This is a genomic window from Parvularcula oceani, assembly GCF_000733125.1.
GTDB classification, from domain to species: Bacteria; Pseudomonadota; Alphaproteobacteria; order Caulobacterales; family Parvularculaceae; genus Parvularcula; species Parvularcula oceani.
In genome coordinates this window covers 13,679-29,916 of the sequence record NZ_JPHU01000010.1, presented here as the reverse complement: position 1 = coordinate 29,916, position 16,238 = coordinate 13,679, and the positions used below count along the sequence as shown (strand labels likewise).

The window sequence follows — 16,238 nt, the reverse complement described above, 5'->3', positions numbered from 1 at the left end:
CATATCGCCGCCGGAGCCAACCGGCGGCAGGACGAGGAAACGTTCCGGAGGGATATCATGACGGCGACCAGACTTCTCTTGGGCGGCACGGCCGCGCTCGCGCTCCTTTGCGGCGGCATGCAGCCTGCGGCGGCGCAGGACGAAGGGGCCGAGGCAGCGTCCGAGCGGCCCGCCTATCTCGATACGTCGCTCTCGCCGGAGGAACGCGCCCGCGACCTCGTCTCCCGCATGACCCTCGAGGAGAAGGCGGCGCAGATGTATGACAAGGCGCCCGCGATCGAGCGCCTGGGCGTGCCGGAATATAATTGGTGGAACGAGGCGCTGCACGGCGTCGCGCGGGCGGGCCACGCCACGGTCTTTCCGCAGGCGATCGGCATGGCCGCGACCTTCGACGAGGACCTGATGCTCGACATCGCCTCGACCATCTCGGATGAGGGCCGTGCGAAATACCACCACTATATCGGCGAGGACGTGCGGGCCATGTATGGCGGGCTGACCTTCTGGTCGCCCAATATCAACATCTTCCGCGATCCGCGCTGGGGCCGGGGCCAGGAGACCTATGGCGAGGACCCCTTCCTGACCGGCCGCATGGCGGTGAACTTCGTCAACGGCTTACAGGGCGACGATGACGAGCACCTCAAGACGGTGGCGACGGTCAAGCACTACGCGGTTCATTCCGGCCCCGAACCGAGCCGTCACCGCGACGATTATTCGGCCTCGGACGCCGACCTTCACGAGACCTATCTACCGGCCTTCAAAATGGCGTTCGACGAGACCGAGGTCGAATCCGTCATGTGCGCCTATAACGCCGTCTGGGGCGCGCCGGCCTGCGGGTCCGAGCGGCTGATGGTCGACCTTCTGCGCGACGATCTCGGCTTTGACGGCTATGTCGTCTCGGATTGCGGCGCGATCGGCGACTTCTATTACGACGAGGCGCACGACTATGTCGAAACCGAGGAAGAGGCCGCCGCCCTCGCCGTGAAGATGGGCACCGACCTCAATTGCGGCGACTGGAACGGCTCCAAGTTCGACGCCCTTCCGGCCGCCGTCGAGCAGGGCCTGATCGACGAGGAGACCATCGACCAGGCGGTCACGCGCCTGTTCACCGCCCGCATGAAGCTCGGCATGTTCGACGATCAGGCCGACGTCCCCTTCGCGGACATCCCCTTCGAGGAGGTGGCGAGCGAGGAGAACCTGGCGCTCTCGGAGGACGCCGCGAGAGCGTCTCTCGTGCTCCTCAAGAATGACGGCATCCTGCCGCTCGACCCCGGCACGCGGGTCGCGGTGATCGGTCCCAATGCCGATAACGAGCAGGTGCTGCTCGCCAATTACAACGGCATCCCCACCCAGCCCGTCACCGCGCTCGAAGGCGTGCGGGAGAAGGCCGGCCAGCAGAACGTTACATATGCTGCCGGCTCGGCGCTCGCCGGCGATGTCCTGACGACCTACGAGCCCGTTCCGCCCAGCGTCTTCTTCCATGAAGGCGCGGACGGCGAGATGCAGCCCGGCCTCGCGGCGGCCTATTACGCCAGTCCCGACCGCTCGGGCGAGCCGGCGGTGGAGCGGATCGACGGGAACATCGACTTCTACTGGGAGCGCTCGCCGGTCACGGACGGAATCAATGACGAGTTCGGCGCGAGCTGGAGCGGCGTCATCGTGCCCGAAGAGGATGGCGAGTACCGCTTCAAGGTGTCCCGCTGGGCCGAGGCGACGGTGGATGGCGAGCCTGCGGACGGAGAGACCTTCTCGCTGGAGGCCGGGGAGCGTTATCCCTTCGAGATGACGTTCGGCCTCGACAGCGGTTGGACCCGCGACGCACTCGAAAAGTTCGCGCATCTCGAATGGACCCGGACCGATACCGACCTTCGCGCGGAAGCGATGGCGGCGGCGGAACAGGCCGATGTCATCCTGTTCTTCGGCGGGATCGACGCGAATCTCGAAGGCGAGGAGATGGACGTCCAGATCGACGGCTTCCTCGGCGGCGACCGGACCAGCCTCGACCTGCCCGCGTCGCAGCAGGAGCTGCTCGAAGAGCTGGAGGATACGGGCAAGCCGCTCGTCCTCGTCAATTTCTCGGGCAGCGCCATGGCGCTCAACTGGGCGGAGGAGAATGCGGACGCGATCGTCCAGGCCTTCTATCCCGGCGAGAAGGCGGGCACGGCGATCGCCGACCTCCTCTGGGGCGAGTTCTCGCCTTCGGGCCGCCTGCCGGTCACGTTCTACAGCTCGGTCGACGACCTGCCGGCCTTCGGCGACTATTCGATGCGGAACCGGACCTATAAATACTATACCGGCGAGCCGCTCTACCCCTTCGGCTACGGGCTGAGCTACACCTCCTTCGACTATGACGACCTGGAGGTGCCGCGCCGACCCGATGCCAGCGGCACCGTGCCGGTCTCGGTCGAGGTCACCAATACCGGCGAGCGGGCCGGCCGCGAGGTGGTGCAGCTCTATATCGAGCATCAGGACCGGGCGAACCCTTCCGTTCCCATGCGCGAACTCGTCGCCTTCGACGTTGTCGAGCTTGCGCCGGGCGAGAGCCGGACGGTTGACTTCGAGCTGTCGGCGGACCGCCTCGGCTGGTTCGCCGAGGATGGCAGCTTCGTCACCCCGGACGGCACGCGGGCCCGCCTGACCGCGGGCGGCGGCCAGCCCGGCACCGAAAGCACGAGCGGCAGCGCCTCGAAGCGCATCCGCTTCGCCAGGCAGGACTGACACCGCTCCGCCTCCGCACCGAAAGGCCCCGGATCCAGGAAATCCGGGGCCTTTTCATATCCAGATATTGACGCCTTCGCCGGAGCCGGAGCGGAACCCCTGCCGCTCCCATGTGTCGGCGAGACTCCCGCCTGCGACAAGGAGTCCCTCATGGATAAGTACAAAGCCGCGATCGACGCCTGCACGGACTGCATGACCGCCTGCTCCTGGTGCCTCGACGAATGCATCGGCCAGCCGAAGATGGAGCGCTGCGGCAAGACCTCGCGCGACAGCATGCTGTCCAATGCGCTCACCGCCCAGCTCCTCGCCGTCGATGCGCCGGGCCTGCAGCCGCAGGTGAAGGCCTGCATCGAGATCTGCAAAATCTGCCTCGCCGACTGCGAGAAATTCGAGGACGAGCACGATCACTGCCGCGCCTGCGCGGAAAGCTGCCGCCGCTGCATCGAGGCGCTGCAGAAAGTCGCCGCATAAGCGGCCCGCCCCGCACCCGAAGACCGGCCAGGAGCTCTTTCCGGCCGGTCACTGCTTCTGAGCCGGAGGGCCGATGGAGACCGGATTCCTGCAAACCTGGCACAGCGCTGCGCTGACGGCGATGGGCCTTTTCTGGACCGCGTTCTGGGCCTTCGGCCTCGGCTACGTCATCTCCTCGATGATCCAGGTCTTCGTGACGCGAGAGCGCATGCAGAAGACCATGGGCGAGGACGGCCCCAAATCGGTCGCGCTCGGCACCTTCTTCGGCTTCGTCTCCTCCTCCTGCAGCTTCGCGGCCCTGTCCGGCACGCGCGCCCTCTTCGCCAAGGGGGCCGGGCTCGTGCCCTCCCTCGCCTTCCTCCTCTCCTCGACCAATCTCGTCATCGAACTCGGCATCATCATCGCCATCTTCCTCGGCTGGCAGTTCGTGGTCGGCGAATATGTCGGCGGGATCCTGCTGATCCTCCTGATGTGGCTCGTCGTCCGCTTCACGCGGAAGCTCGCGCCGATCGAAGAGGCACGAAAGAGCGCACAGGAAAGCGAGGGCGACGAGGAGGAGGACGGCGACGAGCCCTCCTGGAAGGAAAAGATCCGCTCGAAGGATGGCTGGCGGATGGTCGCGAACCGCTACTTCATGGAATGGGCGATGGTGTGGAAGGACGTCACTGTCGGCTTCACCATCGCGGGCGTCATCGCGGCCTTCGTTCCGCGCAGCTTCTTCGAGACCCTCTTCATCGGGGGCGAGGATCCGGGCTTCTTCGCCCTCCTCGCGCAGGCGCTGGTGGGGCCGGTCGCGGCCTTCTTCACCTTCATCGGCTCGATGGGGAACATCCCGCTGGCGGCCGTCCTCTACGGGAACGGCGTCGCCTTCGCCGGCATCATGGCCTTCATCTTCTCCGACCTCGTCGTGGTGCCCGTCCTGCGGGTGAACGCGAAATATTACGGGTGGAGAATGGCGCTCTATATTCTGGGCGTATTCCTGGTGGTGCTGGTCGCGACCGCCCTCCTCCTCCATTACGGCTTCAGCCTTCTGGGCCTCCTGCCCTCGGCGGAGGACGTGCGGGCGGTGACCGAGCGGGAATTCTTCTCGATCGACTACACCTTCTGGCTGAACATGGCCTTCCTCGCCGTCACGGCTCTCTTCTTCGCGTGGAAGATCAAGTCGAAGGGCGTGAAGCTGACCACGGGCGACGGGATCACCGAAACCGTGCTCTTCTGGCTCGCAATGCTGTCCTATGCCTGGCTGGCGGGTGGCCTACTGGTCGGCGGCTGAGGCGCCCCCCTTCGGGTGCGGGGGCAGCGCGCCTACATCCCTTTCAGAGATCAGGAGGCTTTCATGTCGACCACGATGAACAGGACCGATGCCCCCGCAAAGGCAGCGGAGGGCAAGACGGCCGTCCTCTACCGCATGGTGATGGAGAAGCATCTCTGTCCCTATGGCCTGAAATCCAAGGCGCTCCTCGAACGCAAGGGCTATACGGTCGAGGACCATCATCTGCGCACGCGCGAGGAGACCGACGCGTTCAAGGAGAAGCATGGCGTGAAGACCACGCCGCAGACCTTCATCGGCGGCGAGCGCATCGGCGGCTATGACGCGCTGCGCGAACATTTTGGCTCGCCGGTCCGGGACAAGGACAAGCCGACCTATACGCCCGTCCTCGTCATCTTCGGGGTCTGCGCCCTGATGGCGGGCGCGGTGTCGTGGGCGGCCTTCGGAGAGCTGGTCACCGTCCGCGGAATCGAATGGTTCGCTGCCTTCTCGATGTGCGTCCTCGCGATCCAGAAGCTGCGCGATGTCGAGAGCTTCTCGACCATGTTCCTCAATTACGACCTCCTGGCGCAGCGCTGGGTCGGTTACGGCTATGTCTATCCCTTCGCCGAGATGCTGGCGGGCGTTCTGATGATCGCGGGTGCCCTTGTCTGGATCGGCGCACCCCTCGCGCTCTTCATCGGCACGGTCGGCGCGATCTCGGTCTTCAAGGCGATCTACATCGACAAGCGGGAGCTGAAATGCGCCTGCGTGGGCGGACATTCGAACGTGCCCCTTGGCTTCGTGTCGCTGTCGGAGAACCTCGTCATGATCGCCATGGGGATCTGGATGGGGCTCAAGCACCTGATTTTCTGAGCCCTACTTCGGTATGGCGGTGCTGCGGACCCGCTGCGGCGCCGCCTCCCCGGGTAGAACCTTCGGCACTACCGGCGAGGAAGGGCGGTTTTCGATGGGCACCCTCACGCTTTGCCCTAAGTGACGGGCGAGCCGAGGCAGGTCTTCATGAAACGCTTTCCGATTGGCGCCGCATGCGCCCTCTTCCCGCTTTCCGCCATCGCGCAGGAGGACGTGCTCGTCGTCACAGCCGACCGCCGGGCCGCGCCCCTGTCGGACGTTCCGGCCGCGATTTCGGTGCTCCTCGAAGAGGAAGTCCGCCTCGTCTCTCCGCGCGCGCCCGCAGAGCTCCTGAACCGGGCCGCCGGCGTCTTCGTGCAGTCGGGCTCGGGGCGCGAGCATCTGACGGCGATCCGCTCGCCCGTCCTGACCGGCGGCGCCGGGGCGGGGTCGTTCCTGTACCTGCAGGACGGCATTCCCCTGCGCGCGGCGGGCTTCGCCAATGTGAACGGCCTGTTCGACGCGCAGCTGCCCTTCGCCGAAGCCGTCGAGATCGTCCGGGGCCGGGCGATGTCGCCTATGGCTCCAATGCGCTGCATGGCGCGGTCAACGTGCTGACGCCGGAACCGGGCGATCCGGGCGGGCGCTTTCGCCTCTCCGCGGGCAGCTTCGACCGCTATTCGGCGACCCTCGAAGGCGGCAATGGCACTGCGCGGGGCGGGCTGCACGTGCTCGACGATGGCGGTTACCGCGAAGATTCGGGCGCGCTGCAGGTCAAGGGCTTCGGCAAGGTGAAGCTTGGCGAAACGACGCTGCGCATTGCGGGCCAGCATCTCGAGCAGGAGACGGCGGGCTATATTCTCGGTGACGAAGCCTATGCGGACGACGCGCTGCGCCGCTCGAACCCGAACCCAGAAGCCTTCCGCGACCTCGACCACCTCCTCCTGAGCGCGGAGATTCCCTTCGCGGCGGCAGGCTGGGAAGGCACGATCACGCCCTTCGCGCGCTATACGCAGATGGATTTCCTGCTCCACTTCTTTCCGGGCGATCCGCTGGAGGAAAACGAGCACGGCTCGATCGGCTTTCAGAGCACGGCGAGCCGATCCCTGTCCGCCGAAGTCGAGCTGCTGGCGGGCCTCGACCTCGATCTCACCCGCGGCAGCCTGCGCGAGTTCCAGGAGAACGAGACCGTCTTCAGCTTCACGCAGGGGCTTCATTACGACTACACGGTCGATGCCGTGGAGGCCGCGCCCTTCGCGCGCCTGTCCTGGCAGGCGGCGGACAATCTGACCCTGCAGGCGGGCGGGCGGGTCACGGTGACGCGCTATGATTACGAGACCGATGCGGAGGCCGGCGTCTTCGGCCGCTATTTCCGGCCCGAAGACCGCACGGACGAGTTCGGGGTCGTCACCGGCAAGCTTGCCGCCCTCTACGAACTGGGTCCGAACGGCACCGTCTATGCGAGCCTCGCCCGCGGGGCCCGGCCGCCCCAGACGAGCGAGCTCTACCGCCTGCAATCCGCGCAGACGCCGGACGGTATCGATCCCGAGAGGATGGACGCCATCGAGCTCGGCTGGCGCAAGGCGAGCGAGCGGGGGCGCATCGCGGTCACCGGCTTTGCCATGCGCAAGGAGAATGTCTTTTTCCGCGATGCGGACGGTTTCAACGTCACCGATGGCGAGACCACCCATGTCGGGATCGAGGCGGAGGGCCTGTTGCGCCTGACCGATACGCTGTCCCTGTCCGGCGCGGGGACATGGGCGGCGCACGAATACGGTTTCGACAGGATCGTCAGCGACGCCTCCGAGATCATCCGGGACGGCGACAGAGTCGATACCGCGCCGAAAACGCTGGGCAGTGCGCAGCTTCGCTGGACGCCGGTTCCGGAGCTGACCCTGGAGGCGGCCTATACCCATGTCGCCAGCTATTACACCAATGCCGCCAACACGCAGGACTACGAAGGCCACGACCTCCTCGACCTGCGCGCCTCATGGTCGCCGGCGGAGAGGCTCACCATTCTCGGCATCGTGCGCAACGTCACCGATGAGCGCTATGCGCGGCGTGCGGATTATGCGTTCGGAAATGCCCGCTACTTCCCCGGCGAGGAACGGGCCTATGAGGTGAACCTGACCGTCGCCTTCTGAAGGTCAGGCCTCGCCGAAGGCCAGGCGCAGGTTTTCCATCGCCTGGCTCGCCGCGCCCTTGAGGAGGTTGTCGAGCGCGCAGGACAGGGTCAGCACGCCGCTGTCCTCATGATAGGCGATGCCGCCCAGAACGGCGGCTGCGGTTCCGGCGACGGCGCGCGGCTCGGGCGGCTCGTCCTGCATGCGCACGACATCGCTGTCGGCATAGGCAGCGGCATAGCGCGCGCGGAGCGACGAGAGCGCATAAGCCTTGTCCACGGGTGCGGTGCAGGTGACGATCAGCCCGCGGAAGAAGCTCGCCACATGGGGCGCGAAGGCGACGGGAGCGCCGATATTGGCCGCGACCTCGTCCTGATGGTTATGCCCCCCGAAGCCGTAGGGCAGGATATTGTCCCGGAGCCGCTCGGGGTCGTTCTTGGGCCCCGGCGTCGTGCCCGCGCCCGAATAGCCCGATATGCCGAAGGCGGAGGGGATGCCGGTCAGGATGTCCCTGACCGGCCAGAGGGCGAGCGTCGCCGCCGTCGCGTAGCAGCCCGGATTGGCGATGCGCCGCGCGCCCCGGATCGGCATGCGGCCAAGCTCTGGCAGGCCGTAGACCCAGCCCTCGCGGTGACGGTAATCGGCGCTCAGATCGAGGATCGCGCTGTTCGGACTTGCCGCCTCGATGGCTTCGACGAAGGGGGCGGCGAGGCCGTTGGGCAGGCCGAGGACATAGGCATCGCAACCGCGCGCCGCCGCCTCTTCCGGCCCCAGCTGCTCGATCGCAAGGTCGCCTTGCGCGCCTTCGAACGCCTCGCCGAGCGTCTTCCCCGCCAACTCTCGCGAGGTGGCGAGGGTGAGCTCGAAGCGCGGATCGGCCTCGACGAGCCGCACCACTTCGCGTCCGACATAGCCGCGCGCGCCGATCAGGCCGATCGTCCTCATGCCGCCTCCTCGAAATCCGCAGGACGCGCGGCCAGCTCGGCCGCGTGCCGCAGCGCCGCTTCGTCCGTATCCTGCCCGTACCAGAAGATGTGCCAGGGTCCGCGGCGCAGGAAACCGTCGGCATGGGCGGTATAGAATGCATTGAACGGGTTCTGCGCCCGGCTGCGCCAGACGAGGCGCGGCGAGCGGTAGCGCAGCACGCTCCACACCGCCTTGGCGAGACCTTCGCCGCGCGCTTCGGGATCGACCGCGAACTTGTCGAGGCAGTGAAGGCCGTCTTCGTCCTCCACCCGCGTGACGACAGCGGCGGCGCGCGTATTCTCCGTCCGCACGATATAGGCGGGGTCTACATCCCGCCAGTAATCATCGCGCAGCCGCCGCCCGAAGGCCCGCTCGATCAGGCGGGTCAGCCGGACCTCGTCCGCCTCCGTCTCGGTCAGGATCGACTCGCCCCGGCGGATCAGCGTGCCCGCGCCGCCATGGGTGAAAAGCTCGCGCAGAAGGCTCTTGGCATCGGTCATCGAGACCGAACTCGACAGCGGCAGCTCGCCGAGGAGGCTGGCGATCCGGTCGATCTTGAGCGCCATGCCGCCATGCAGCCACTCCGCCTCGCGCAGCGCGGGCAGATCGGTGGCGAGGTTGATCGAGTCGATGACCTTGTCCTCGCCGTCGAGCATGCCGCCCGTTCCGGTCAGGAAGACGATCTTCTGAGGGCGGAGGGTCAGCGCCACCTGACGCGCCACGTCATCGGCGTTGATGTTGAGAAGGCGCCCCTCGTCGTCGAGATGCGCGCAGCCGATCAGGGGCACGACGCCTGTGGCGAGAAGGCCCGTAAGGGCCGCCGCGTCGATATGGGAGACCTGTCCCACGCGGCCATAGCGGTCCTCGTCCAGAAGCTTCGCGGTAATCGTGCCCGGCGGGGTGAGGACGGCATGGCCGCCGCGCGCCCGCAGCGCCCGCGCGAGGGCGAGGCCGGTGCGCGCGGTCTCGGCTGCGACGAGCGGCATGGCCTCTGGCGGCGTGACGCGAAGGCCGTCGCGGCGTTCCTGGCCGAGGCCCGCCTTTTCGAGCCTTGCATCGAGCTGCGGCCCCGCGCCGAAGACGACGACCGGGCGGAGGTCGAGCGCCTGGAGCACGGCGAGGCGATCGGCGAGCGCCGGCAGCTCCTGCGCCATCAGCGCGCCGCCGACCTTGACGACGGCGAAGCACCCTTCCCCGGCGGACGAGAACTGGTCGAGATAGGCGCGGACCTCCCGCCCCTCGCGCAGATTGGCGAGGAGGAGGCTGGCCTTGTCGCGGAAGCTGAGCTCGGTCATCCGTTCACGATCCGTGCATAGGCGTCATAGGTGGCAAGGAGGCTGTCATAGGCCACCCACTCATCCGCCGCATGGGCCTGCGCGATATGGCCCGGCCCCAGCACCATGGCCGGCACGCCCGCGGCGGCGAAGAGGCTCGCCTCGGTCCAGAAATCAACGGGGTCGCCGAGCGTCAGGCCGCGCGCCTCCGCCGCCTCCCGCGCGCGCTTCTGCGCCGCCTTGGCCTCGTCCGAGGACGGCAGAGCGGGGCCGATGAAGCGGTCGGCATGGTCCGCGAAGGGGGCATGGCCGCGCAGCTCTTTGAGGACCGGCGCATGGTCGAGCCCCGGGCGCGGACGGAAGCCGTAAAGGACTTCCGCGCTGGCCGCGACCATGTTGGGCTTCACCCCGCCCTCGATCCGCCCGAAATTGAGGCGCACCTCGGCAGCCGTGTCGCTGTCGAGGCATTTCGCCATCCAGCGCACCGCCGCATGGACGGCCGAGCGGCCGGGGCCCTGCGAAGCGTGCCCGCTCTCCCCGCCGAAGCGGGCCGTGCCGCTGACGATGCCCCGATGCTGGGTCACCGCGCGGCCTTCGGTCGGCTCGGCGATGACGGCGAGATCGGCGCTAAGCGGGGCTTCGAGGAAGCTGCGCACGCAGGTGCTCTGCCCCGCCTCTTCATCCGTCGTCAGAACGAGGCGCATGGGCGCGTCCGTCTCGCCTGCCAGCGCGAAGAGCACGGCCGCCGCGCCCTTGATGTCGCAGGCGCCGAGCCCGGTCGCCCGGTCCTCACCCCGATGCAGCTCATGCGGGTCTCGGCTCCACCCTTCGGCCACCGGCACCGTGTCCATGTGGACGTTGAAGAGGATAGAGGGCGCGCCGCGCTTCGCGTCGATGATCAGCGAGCCGCCGCCGAGATCGGTCACGTCGATCTCGAAACCCGGCAGCCCCTTCCGGATCGCCGCGAGCAGCGGATGGTCCTGCGTGATCTCCCGCGGCGGGTTCTGCGTGTCCGCCGCGACGAGCGGGGCGAGGTGGTCGAGAATGGTGTCGAGGCGGTCGGTCATTCTGCCATCCCGAAGCTGTAGATCACACGCTCGACTGCTCCCCCCGTTATGCCGACCACGACCGGACGCCTTTCGGTTGGACAGCTCCTGCCGAGGGCTCCGCCTTGCACGAGCAGGGTTCCGTCATCAGCAAAGTAGCTGATGTCGTATCTTGTCGTATGGGGGAAGTAGCAAGGCTCCACCATGTACCAACTGATTGCGGAGAGTTCCCGATGCTCTTCTGCATCCAATTCTCTTCTGGTCAGCGCATAGAAGTCTGTCTCTTCAACGCCTCCACGCTTCACCGCATCAAGATTGACCTCCGGAACAAGCACAATGTCCGCGGGACGCGCCTTCTCGGCCAGCTTGGCCATTGTGAGAGGGCCTGCCGAATAAGTGCTGCAACGAAGCCGTTCGTGCTCAGACGATTCCCCTCGGGCCTCGGAGAGCAACAGCGCAGTGCAAGATATAGCGAACCAAGATAGTGCAGCTTTATTCACCGGCACGTCTCCAGAGCACGGTCGACTGACCGAAGAGATCCGTGAACCCTTCCGCGACCTCTCCGGACCATGCGGCTTTCTGCGCATAGACCGCGCCTGCGCGCTTGGGGATCGGGGCGCCGCGCACGGCGACGGCGTGGATCGCGCCGCCGCCGGTGCGCAGCTCGACTTCGCCGTTCGTCCGCCTGCGTGAGCTGTCCAGATAGGCTTCGAGGTCATCGCGCAGCGGATCCTCGTAGCGGCCGTCATAGACGAGGTCGCACCAGCGCTCGCCGACCGTGCGGCGGAAGGCGTTCTGTTCCCGGCTGGAAACCGCTTCGCAGAGCGCCGTGTGCGCTGCTTCGAGCGCGGTCAGGCCCGGAGCCTCGAAGACGATGCGGCCCTTGAGGCCGACCAGCGTGTCGCCGGTATAGATCTCGTAGCCGACGCCGTAAGGGCCGAGGCGGTCGTTTAGGGCTTTCAAGAGCGCCGCGCCCTCGGTCTTCTCGCCGTCCAGCGCCACGGGCACGCCATTTTCGAAGGAGAGCCGCATGGAGAGGGGTTCGCGCGGCCAGTCCGCGGGCTTCGCCGTCAGGACGCGCGCATCCTCGCCCGGCACTTCCCACTCGTCGATGGGCCCGCCGGACAGGGTCGCGCCGAGAAGGTTCTCGTTGACCGAATATTTCGACGCCCGCTCGGGCACCCCGAAGCCGCGCTCGCGCAGGAAGGCCATCTCGTATTCGCGGACATTCTCCTTGTCCTGAATGTCGCGGATCGGCGCGAGGACGGGCTTGTCGGTCAGGGCCGAGAGCGTGACGTCGAAGCGGACCTGATCATTGCCCATGCCCGTGCAGCCATGGCCGAGAGCGTCCGCGCCGACCTCTTCGGCCAGTTCCACCCCCATGCGGGCGATCACGTAGCGGTCGGCGCAGAGGACGGGATAGCGCCCCTGCCGCCGCGCGCCGCCCCAGAGGAAGGGGAGGACGATCTCGGACCACAGCGCCGGCCCGGCATTGAGCGTGCGGTGCTCGTCCGCGCCGAGTTCTTCGGCCCGGGCGGCGATGCTTTCCTCCGCCTTCGGATCGGCCGAGCCCGAATGCACGTAATAGGTGACGACGCGATAACCCTCTTCGCGCAGCGCGGCCACGCAATAGGAGGTGTCGAGGCCACCGGAAAAAGCGAGTACGACGGTCTTGGTCATGAGGCCCCCAGAAGTTGAGACATGACGGCTTTCTGGACATGGAGGCGGTTCGCCGCCTCCTCGATGATGAGGCTGCGCGGGCTGTCGGCGACGGCGTCGGTCACCTTCACGTTGCGGCGCATGGGCAGGCAGTGGCTGAAGGTCGCGTTGTTGGTCAGGGCCATCTTCTCTTCATCGACGATGAAGCGGCGATAGTCCTCCGGCGTCAGGCGCTGTTCCATCGGCAGGCCGATCTGGTCGAGACGCCCCCATGACTTGGCATAGACGGCGTCGGCGCCGTCATAGGCCTCCCCGATGTCCGTCGTGACGGTGAGCGAAGTGCCCGCCTCTTCCGTGAACCGCTCGCCCGCCTCCATGAAGCGGGGATCGAGGCGGTAGGCCTCATCCGGGATCAGCAGGCGGACATTCATGCCCATCTTGGTCGCCGCGAGAAGCGCCGAGTTCGGCACGGCGGTGTTCAGGGGCTTGGGATGGAACGTCCAGGTCAGGGTGAAGGTCTTGCCCGAAAGATCGCCATGCGTGTCCTGAAGCGCCATCAGCATGGCGAGCTCCTGACAGGGATGAACGATCGTTTCCATGTTCACGATCGGTACGCTTGCGTGTTCGACGAAGGCCGAGAGCAGCGGATCGTGGCGCTCGGCCTCCCAGTCCTGGAATTTCGGGAAGGCGCGGATGCCGATCAGGTCGACATAGGCCGACAGGACGCGCGCGGCCTCTTTCGCGTGCTCTTCGGGTTCGCCGTCCATCACCGCGCCCTCGACATATTCGAGCGGCCAGGTTCCGGCAGCGTCCAGCACGACCGGCGTACCGCCGAGCTGGGAAAAGCCGATCTGGAAGGAGCTCCGCGTCCGCAGGGACGGGTTGAAGAAGACGAAGGCCGCCGTCTTGCCCGAGACGCGGTCCTGTCGCGGACGCTCGCGCAACAGGCGCGCATCGTCGAGCAGCGCCGAGATCTCGGCACGGGACCAGTCTTCGGTACTCAGGAAATGTCGGGGCAAGGGGGGTACTCCAGATACGAAAAAGCCCGGCACGGGGGCCGGGCGCGACGAATCGAAAACGATGCTGCTCTCAGCGAGCGGTCGCGCGGCCCATGGTCATCGTTCGGCGTCGGAGAAGCGGCACGGCGGGTCCTTTCGGTTGACGGGACGCTAGAGGCGTAAGATGCCCTTGCCAAGCACGAAGCTGCGCAAAACCGAGGCCGCCATGACGAATGATGCGAAAACCGGAGCGCCCGCGAAGAGCGGCGGCACCAATGCCATGTGGGGCGGGCGGTTCCGCGCCGGGCCGGCCGAGGCGATGACCCGCTTCAATGCCTGCCTCGAAGACGACAAGCGCCTGGCGCTCGAGGATATCGCGGGCTCGATCGCCCATGCGCGCATGCTGGCGCGGCAGGACATGCTGTCGGGCGACGAGGCGGACCAGATCGTGGACGGCCTGGCGCGCGTGCGCGAGGAGATCGTCTCGGAAAGCTTCGTCTGGTCCGAGGCGCTCGAAGACGTTCACATGAACGTGGAGAGCCGCTTGCGCGAGTTGATCGGCGATGTCGCGGGCAAGCTTCACACCGGCCGCTCGCGCAACGATCAGGTGGCGACCGACATGCGTTTGTGGACCCGCGCGGCGCTCGACCGGATCTCGGGCGCCCTCCGCGATGCGCAGGCCGCCTTCCTCTCCCAAGCCGAGGGCCATGAGGAGAGCGTGATGCCGGGCTTCACGCATCTGCAGATCGCGCAGCCCATTTCCTATGCGCAATGGTGCCTCGCCTATGTCGAGATGCTGGGCCGGGATGGCGGGCGCATCGCCGATGCGCGCGCGCGGCTGAACGAGAGCCCGCTCGGCGCTGCGGCGCTGGCGGGAACGCCGCACCCGATCGACCGGCCCTCGACGGCAGAGGCGCTGCATTTCGAGCGGCCCATGCGCAATTCCCTCGACGCGGTTTCGGCCCGCGACTTCGCGCTCGAAGCGGTGGGCGCGGCGAGCATCTGCGCGGGCCATCTCTCGCGTCTCGCAGAAGAGCTCGTCATCTTCGCGACGCCGCAATTCGGCTATCTGCGCATGTCGGACGAATATTCGACCGGCAGCTCGATCATGCCGCAAAAGCGAAACCCCGACGCCGCCGAGCTCCTGCGCTCCAAGGTCGGCGCGATCGGCGGCGCGCTCGTCGCGCTGACCATGCAGACCAAGGGCCTGCCGCTCGCCTATTCCAAGGACCTTCAGGAAACCAAGCGCCCGCTCATGGATGCGCTGGACAGCCTCGAGGAGTGCCTCGAGATCACCGCCGGAATGATCCGTACCATGACACCGAATCCGGAAGCGATGGCGCGCGATGCGGGCGAAGGCTTCGCCACGGCGACCGACGTGGCCGACATGCTCGCCGCGCGGGGCATGCCCTTCCGGGACGCCCACCACGTGGTGGGCGCGCTCGTCGCTGCCTGCGAGGAACGCGGCTGCAAGCTGCACGAGCTGCCGCTGAACGATGCGCAGGGCATCTCGCCCGCGATCACGCAGGACATGCTCGACAGCCTGACGCCGCTCGAAAGCCTGAAGCGCCGAACGAGCGAGGGCGGCACCTCGCCCGGCAGCGTCCGGGGGCAGATCGAATACTGGCGAGGGGCGCTTTCGGGCTAGGCCGCCTCTTTCAGGCGCAGCGCTTCGCCGATGCGCCGGGCGGCGGCCCTGATCTGGGCCTCGTCGTCGACCAGCGCGATGCGGACATGCCCTTCCCCACCTTCGCCGAAACCGGTGCCGGGGCTGAGCGCAACGCCCGCCTCGCGCACCATGCGCTTGGAGAATTCGAGGCTGTCCTCGCCTTCGCCCTCGGGCAGCTTCGCCCAGACGAACATGCTTGCCTCGGGGCGCGGCAGCTCCCAGCCCGCGTCCGCGAAGCTGTCCAGCAAAACGTCCAGGCGGCGGGCATAGGCGGCGCGGACCTCGGCCGAGATGTCCTCGGCATTGTCGAGCGCGACGGCCGCCGCATGCTGGATCGGTGCGAAAGATCCGTAGTCGAGATAAGCCTTCACGCGCGTCATCGCCGCGATCAGCCGCTCGTTCCCGACCGCGAAGCCGACGCGCCACCCCGCCATGGAGAAGCTCTTGGAGGCCGAGGTGAATTCGATCGCGACATCCATCGCGCCCGGCACTTCGAGGATCGAGGGCGGCGGGTCGCCGAAATAGACCTCGGCATAGGCGAGGTCCGACAGGATGAAGAGGTCGTGCTTCTTCGCAAAGCGCACCGCCTCGCGGTAGAAGTCGAGGCTGGCGCATTCCGTGGTCGGATTGGCCGGATAGTTGAGCACCATGGCGATGGGCCGGGGCACGCAATAGCGCAGCGCCCGCTCGGCCGCACGGAAGATGCCGTCATCGGCCTTGGTCGGGATCGGCCGGACGACGCCGCCCGCCATGACGAAGCCGAAGGCGTGGATCGGGTAGGACGGGTTCGGCACCAGCACCACGTCGCCCGGCGCGGTGATCGCGGTGGCGAGATTGGCGAAGGCGTTCTTGGAGCCGAGGGTGGCGACGACCTGGCGATCGGGATCGACCTTCACCCCGAACCGGCGGCCGTAATAGCGCGCCTGCGCCTCGCGCAGGGACTGGACACCGCGCGAGTCCGAATAGCGGTGGCTCGCAGGATCGAGCACGGCCTCGCGCAGCACTTCGACGATGGACGAAGGCGTGGGCAGGTCGGGATTGCCCATGGAAAGGTCCGTGACCTCCCGCCCCTGCGCTCGTGCGTCCGCCACGATCTCTGCGACCTGCGCGAAGACGTAAGGGGGGAGCCGGCGAATGGCGTAGAAGTCGTCCATGGAGGCGATCCTGCTGCAAGAGCGAAGGAGACTGAACGAAGACAGGCGCCGATGAAAGG

14 protein-coding genes are annotated in these 16,238 nt (G+C 67.1%); 7 read left to right on the top strand and 7 right to left on the bottom strand.

Translation table 11 applies throughout. The features are described 5' to 3' along the window. The first annotated feature begins 57 nt into the window (after positions 1-57). From IE88_RS0111195 to IE88_RS16625, 6 genes are all read left to right on the top strand, one after another. Entirely contained in the window at positions 58-2,715 is a 2,658-nt protein-coding gene (locus tag IE88_RS0111195) for a glycoside hydrolase family 3 C-terminal domain-containing protein (protein ID WP_051881988.1), read from the top strand. 150 nt (positions 2,716-2,865) lie between these two features. Beyond that, complete coding sequence (locus IE88_RS17425) at positions 2,866-3,186, top strand: four-helix bundle copper-binding protein (RefSeq protein WP_031554488.1); 321 nt, start codon at positions 2,866-2,868, stop codon at positions 3,184-3,186. Between the two features lie 73 nt (positions 3,187-3,259). Next, positions 3,260-4,459: a permease gene (locus IE88_RS0111185; RefSeq protein WP_031554487.1), complete on the top strand. Its 1,200-nt coding sequence runs from the start codon at positions 3,260-3,262 to the stop codon at positions 4,457-4,459. A 63-nt stretch (positions 4,460-4,522) separates the two neighbouring features. Then, entirely contained in the window at positions 4,523-5,311 is a 789-nt protein-coding gene (locus IE88_RS0111180; protein ID WP_238319301.1) for a glutaredoxin, read from the top strand. 147 nt (positions 5,312-5,458) lie between these two features. Then, positions 5,459-5,908, top strand: a complete 450-nt coding sequence (locus tag IE88_RS18390) for a TonB-dependent receptor (protein ID WP_162178342.1) — start codon at positions 5,459-5,461, stop codon at positions 5,906-5,908. Then, positions 5,902-7,434: a TonB-dependent receptor gene (locus IE88_RS16625; protein WP_051881984.1), complete on the top strand. Its 1,533-nt coding sequence runs from the start codon at positions 5,902-5,904 to the stop codon at positions 7,432-7,434. The genes IE88_RS18390 and IE88_RS16625 overlap by 7 nt, the downstream gene beginning before the upstream one ends. A gap of 3 nt (positions 7,435-7,437) precedes the next feature. On the opposite strand, the gene argC is transcribed toward IE88_RS16625, so the two are convergent. The 6 genes from argC to IE88_RS0111145 form a co-directional block, all read right to left on the bottom strand. Then, the gene (gene argC / locus IE88_RS0111170) at positions 7,438-8,358 is read right to left on the bottom strand and encodes an N-acetyl-gamma-glutamyl-phosphate reductase (protein ID WP_031554480.1); all 921 of its coding nucleotides are present in this window, start codon (positions 8,356-8,358) and stop codon (positions 7,438-7,440) included. Then, positions 8,355-9,674 (bottom strand): acetylglutamate kinase, encoded by a 1,320-nt coding sequence (locus IE88_RS0111165; protein ID WP_051881982.1) that lies wholly within the window; start codon positions 9,672-9,674, stop codon positions 8,355-8,357. The genes argC and IE88_RS0111165 overlap by 4 nt, the downstream gene beginning before the upstream one ends. After that, positions 9,671-10,720 carry an acetylornithine deacetylase gene (locus IE88_RS0111160; protein WP_031554478.1) on the bottom strand — a complete coding sequence of 350 codons (1,050 nt, stop codon included), beginning with the start codon at positions 10,718-10,720 and terminating at the stop codon, positions 9,671-9,673. Before IE88_RS0111160 ends, IE88_RS0111165 begins: the two co-directional genes overlap by 4 nt. Then, positions 10,717-11,073 carry a hypothetical protein gene (locus tag IE88_RS0111155; protein WP_031554477.1) on the bottom strand — a complete coding sequence of 119 codons (357 nt, stop codon included), beginning with the start codon at positions 11,071-11,073 and terminating at the stop codon, positions 10,717-10,719. The genes IE88_RS0111160 and IE88_RS0111155 overlap by 4 nt, the downstream gene beginning before the upstream one ends. A 118-nt stretch (positions 11,074-11,191) precedes the next feature. Next, on the bottom strand, positions 11,192-12,379 hold the full coding sequence (locus IE88_RS0111150; RefSeq protein WP_031554476.1) for an argininosuccinate synthase domain-containing protein: 1,188 nt from the start codon (positions 12,377-12,379) through the stop codon (positions 11,192-11,194). Then, entirely contained in the window at positions 12,376-13,377 is a 1,002-nt protein-coding gene (locus IE88_RS0111145) for an N-acetylornithine carbamoyltransferase (protein ID WP_031554470.1), read from the bottom strand. Before IE88_RS0111145 ends, IE88_RS0111150 begins: the two co-directional genes overlap by 4 nt. A 205-nt stretch (positions 13,378-13,582) precedes the next feature. Between IE88_RS0111145 and argH the strand changes: the two genes are divergently transcribed. Then, complete coding sequence (gene argH, locus IE88_RS0111140; protein ID WP_031554468.1) at positions 13,583-15,004, top strand: argininosuccinate lyase; 1,422 nt, start codon at positions 13,583-13,585, stop codon at positions 15,002-15,004. On the opposite strand, the gene IE88_RS0111135 is transcribed toward argH, so the two are convergent. After that, positions 15,001-16,179, bottom strand: coding sequence for an aminotransferase class I/II-fold pyridoxal phosphate-dependent enzyme (locus IE88_RS0111135; RefSeq protein ID WP_031554465.1), 1,179 nt, complete (start codon positions 16,177-16,179; stop codon positions 15,001-15,003). The genes argH and IE88_RS0111135 overlap by 4 nt on opposite strands. Positions 16,180-16,238: the final 59 nt, after the last annotated feature.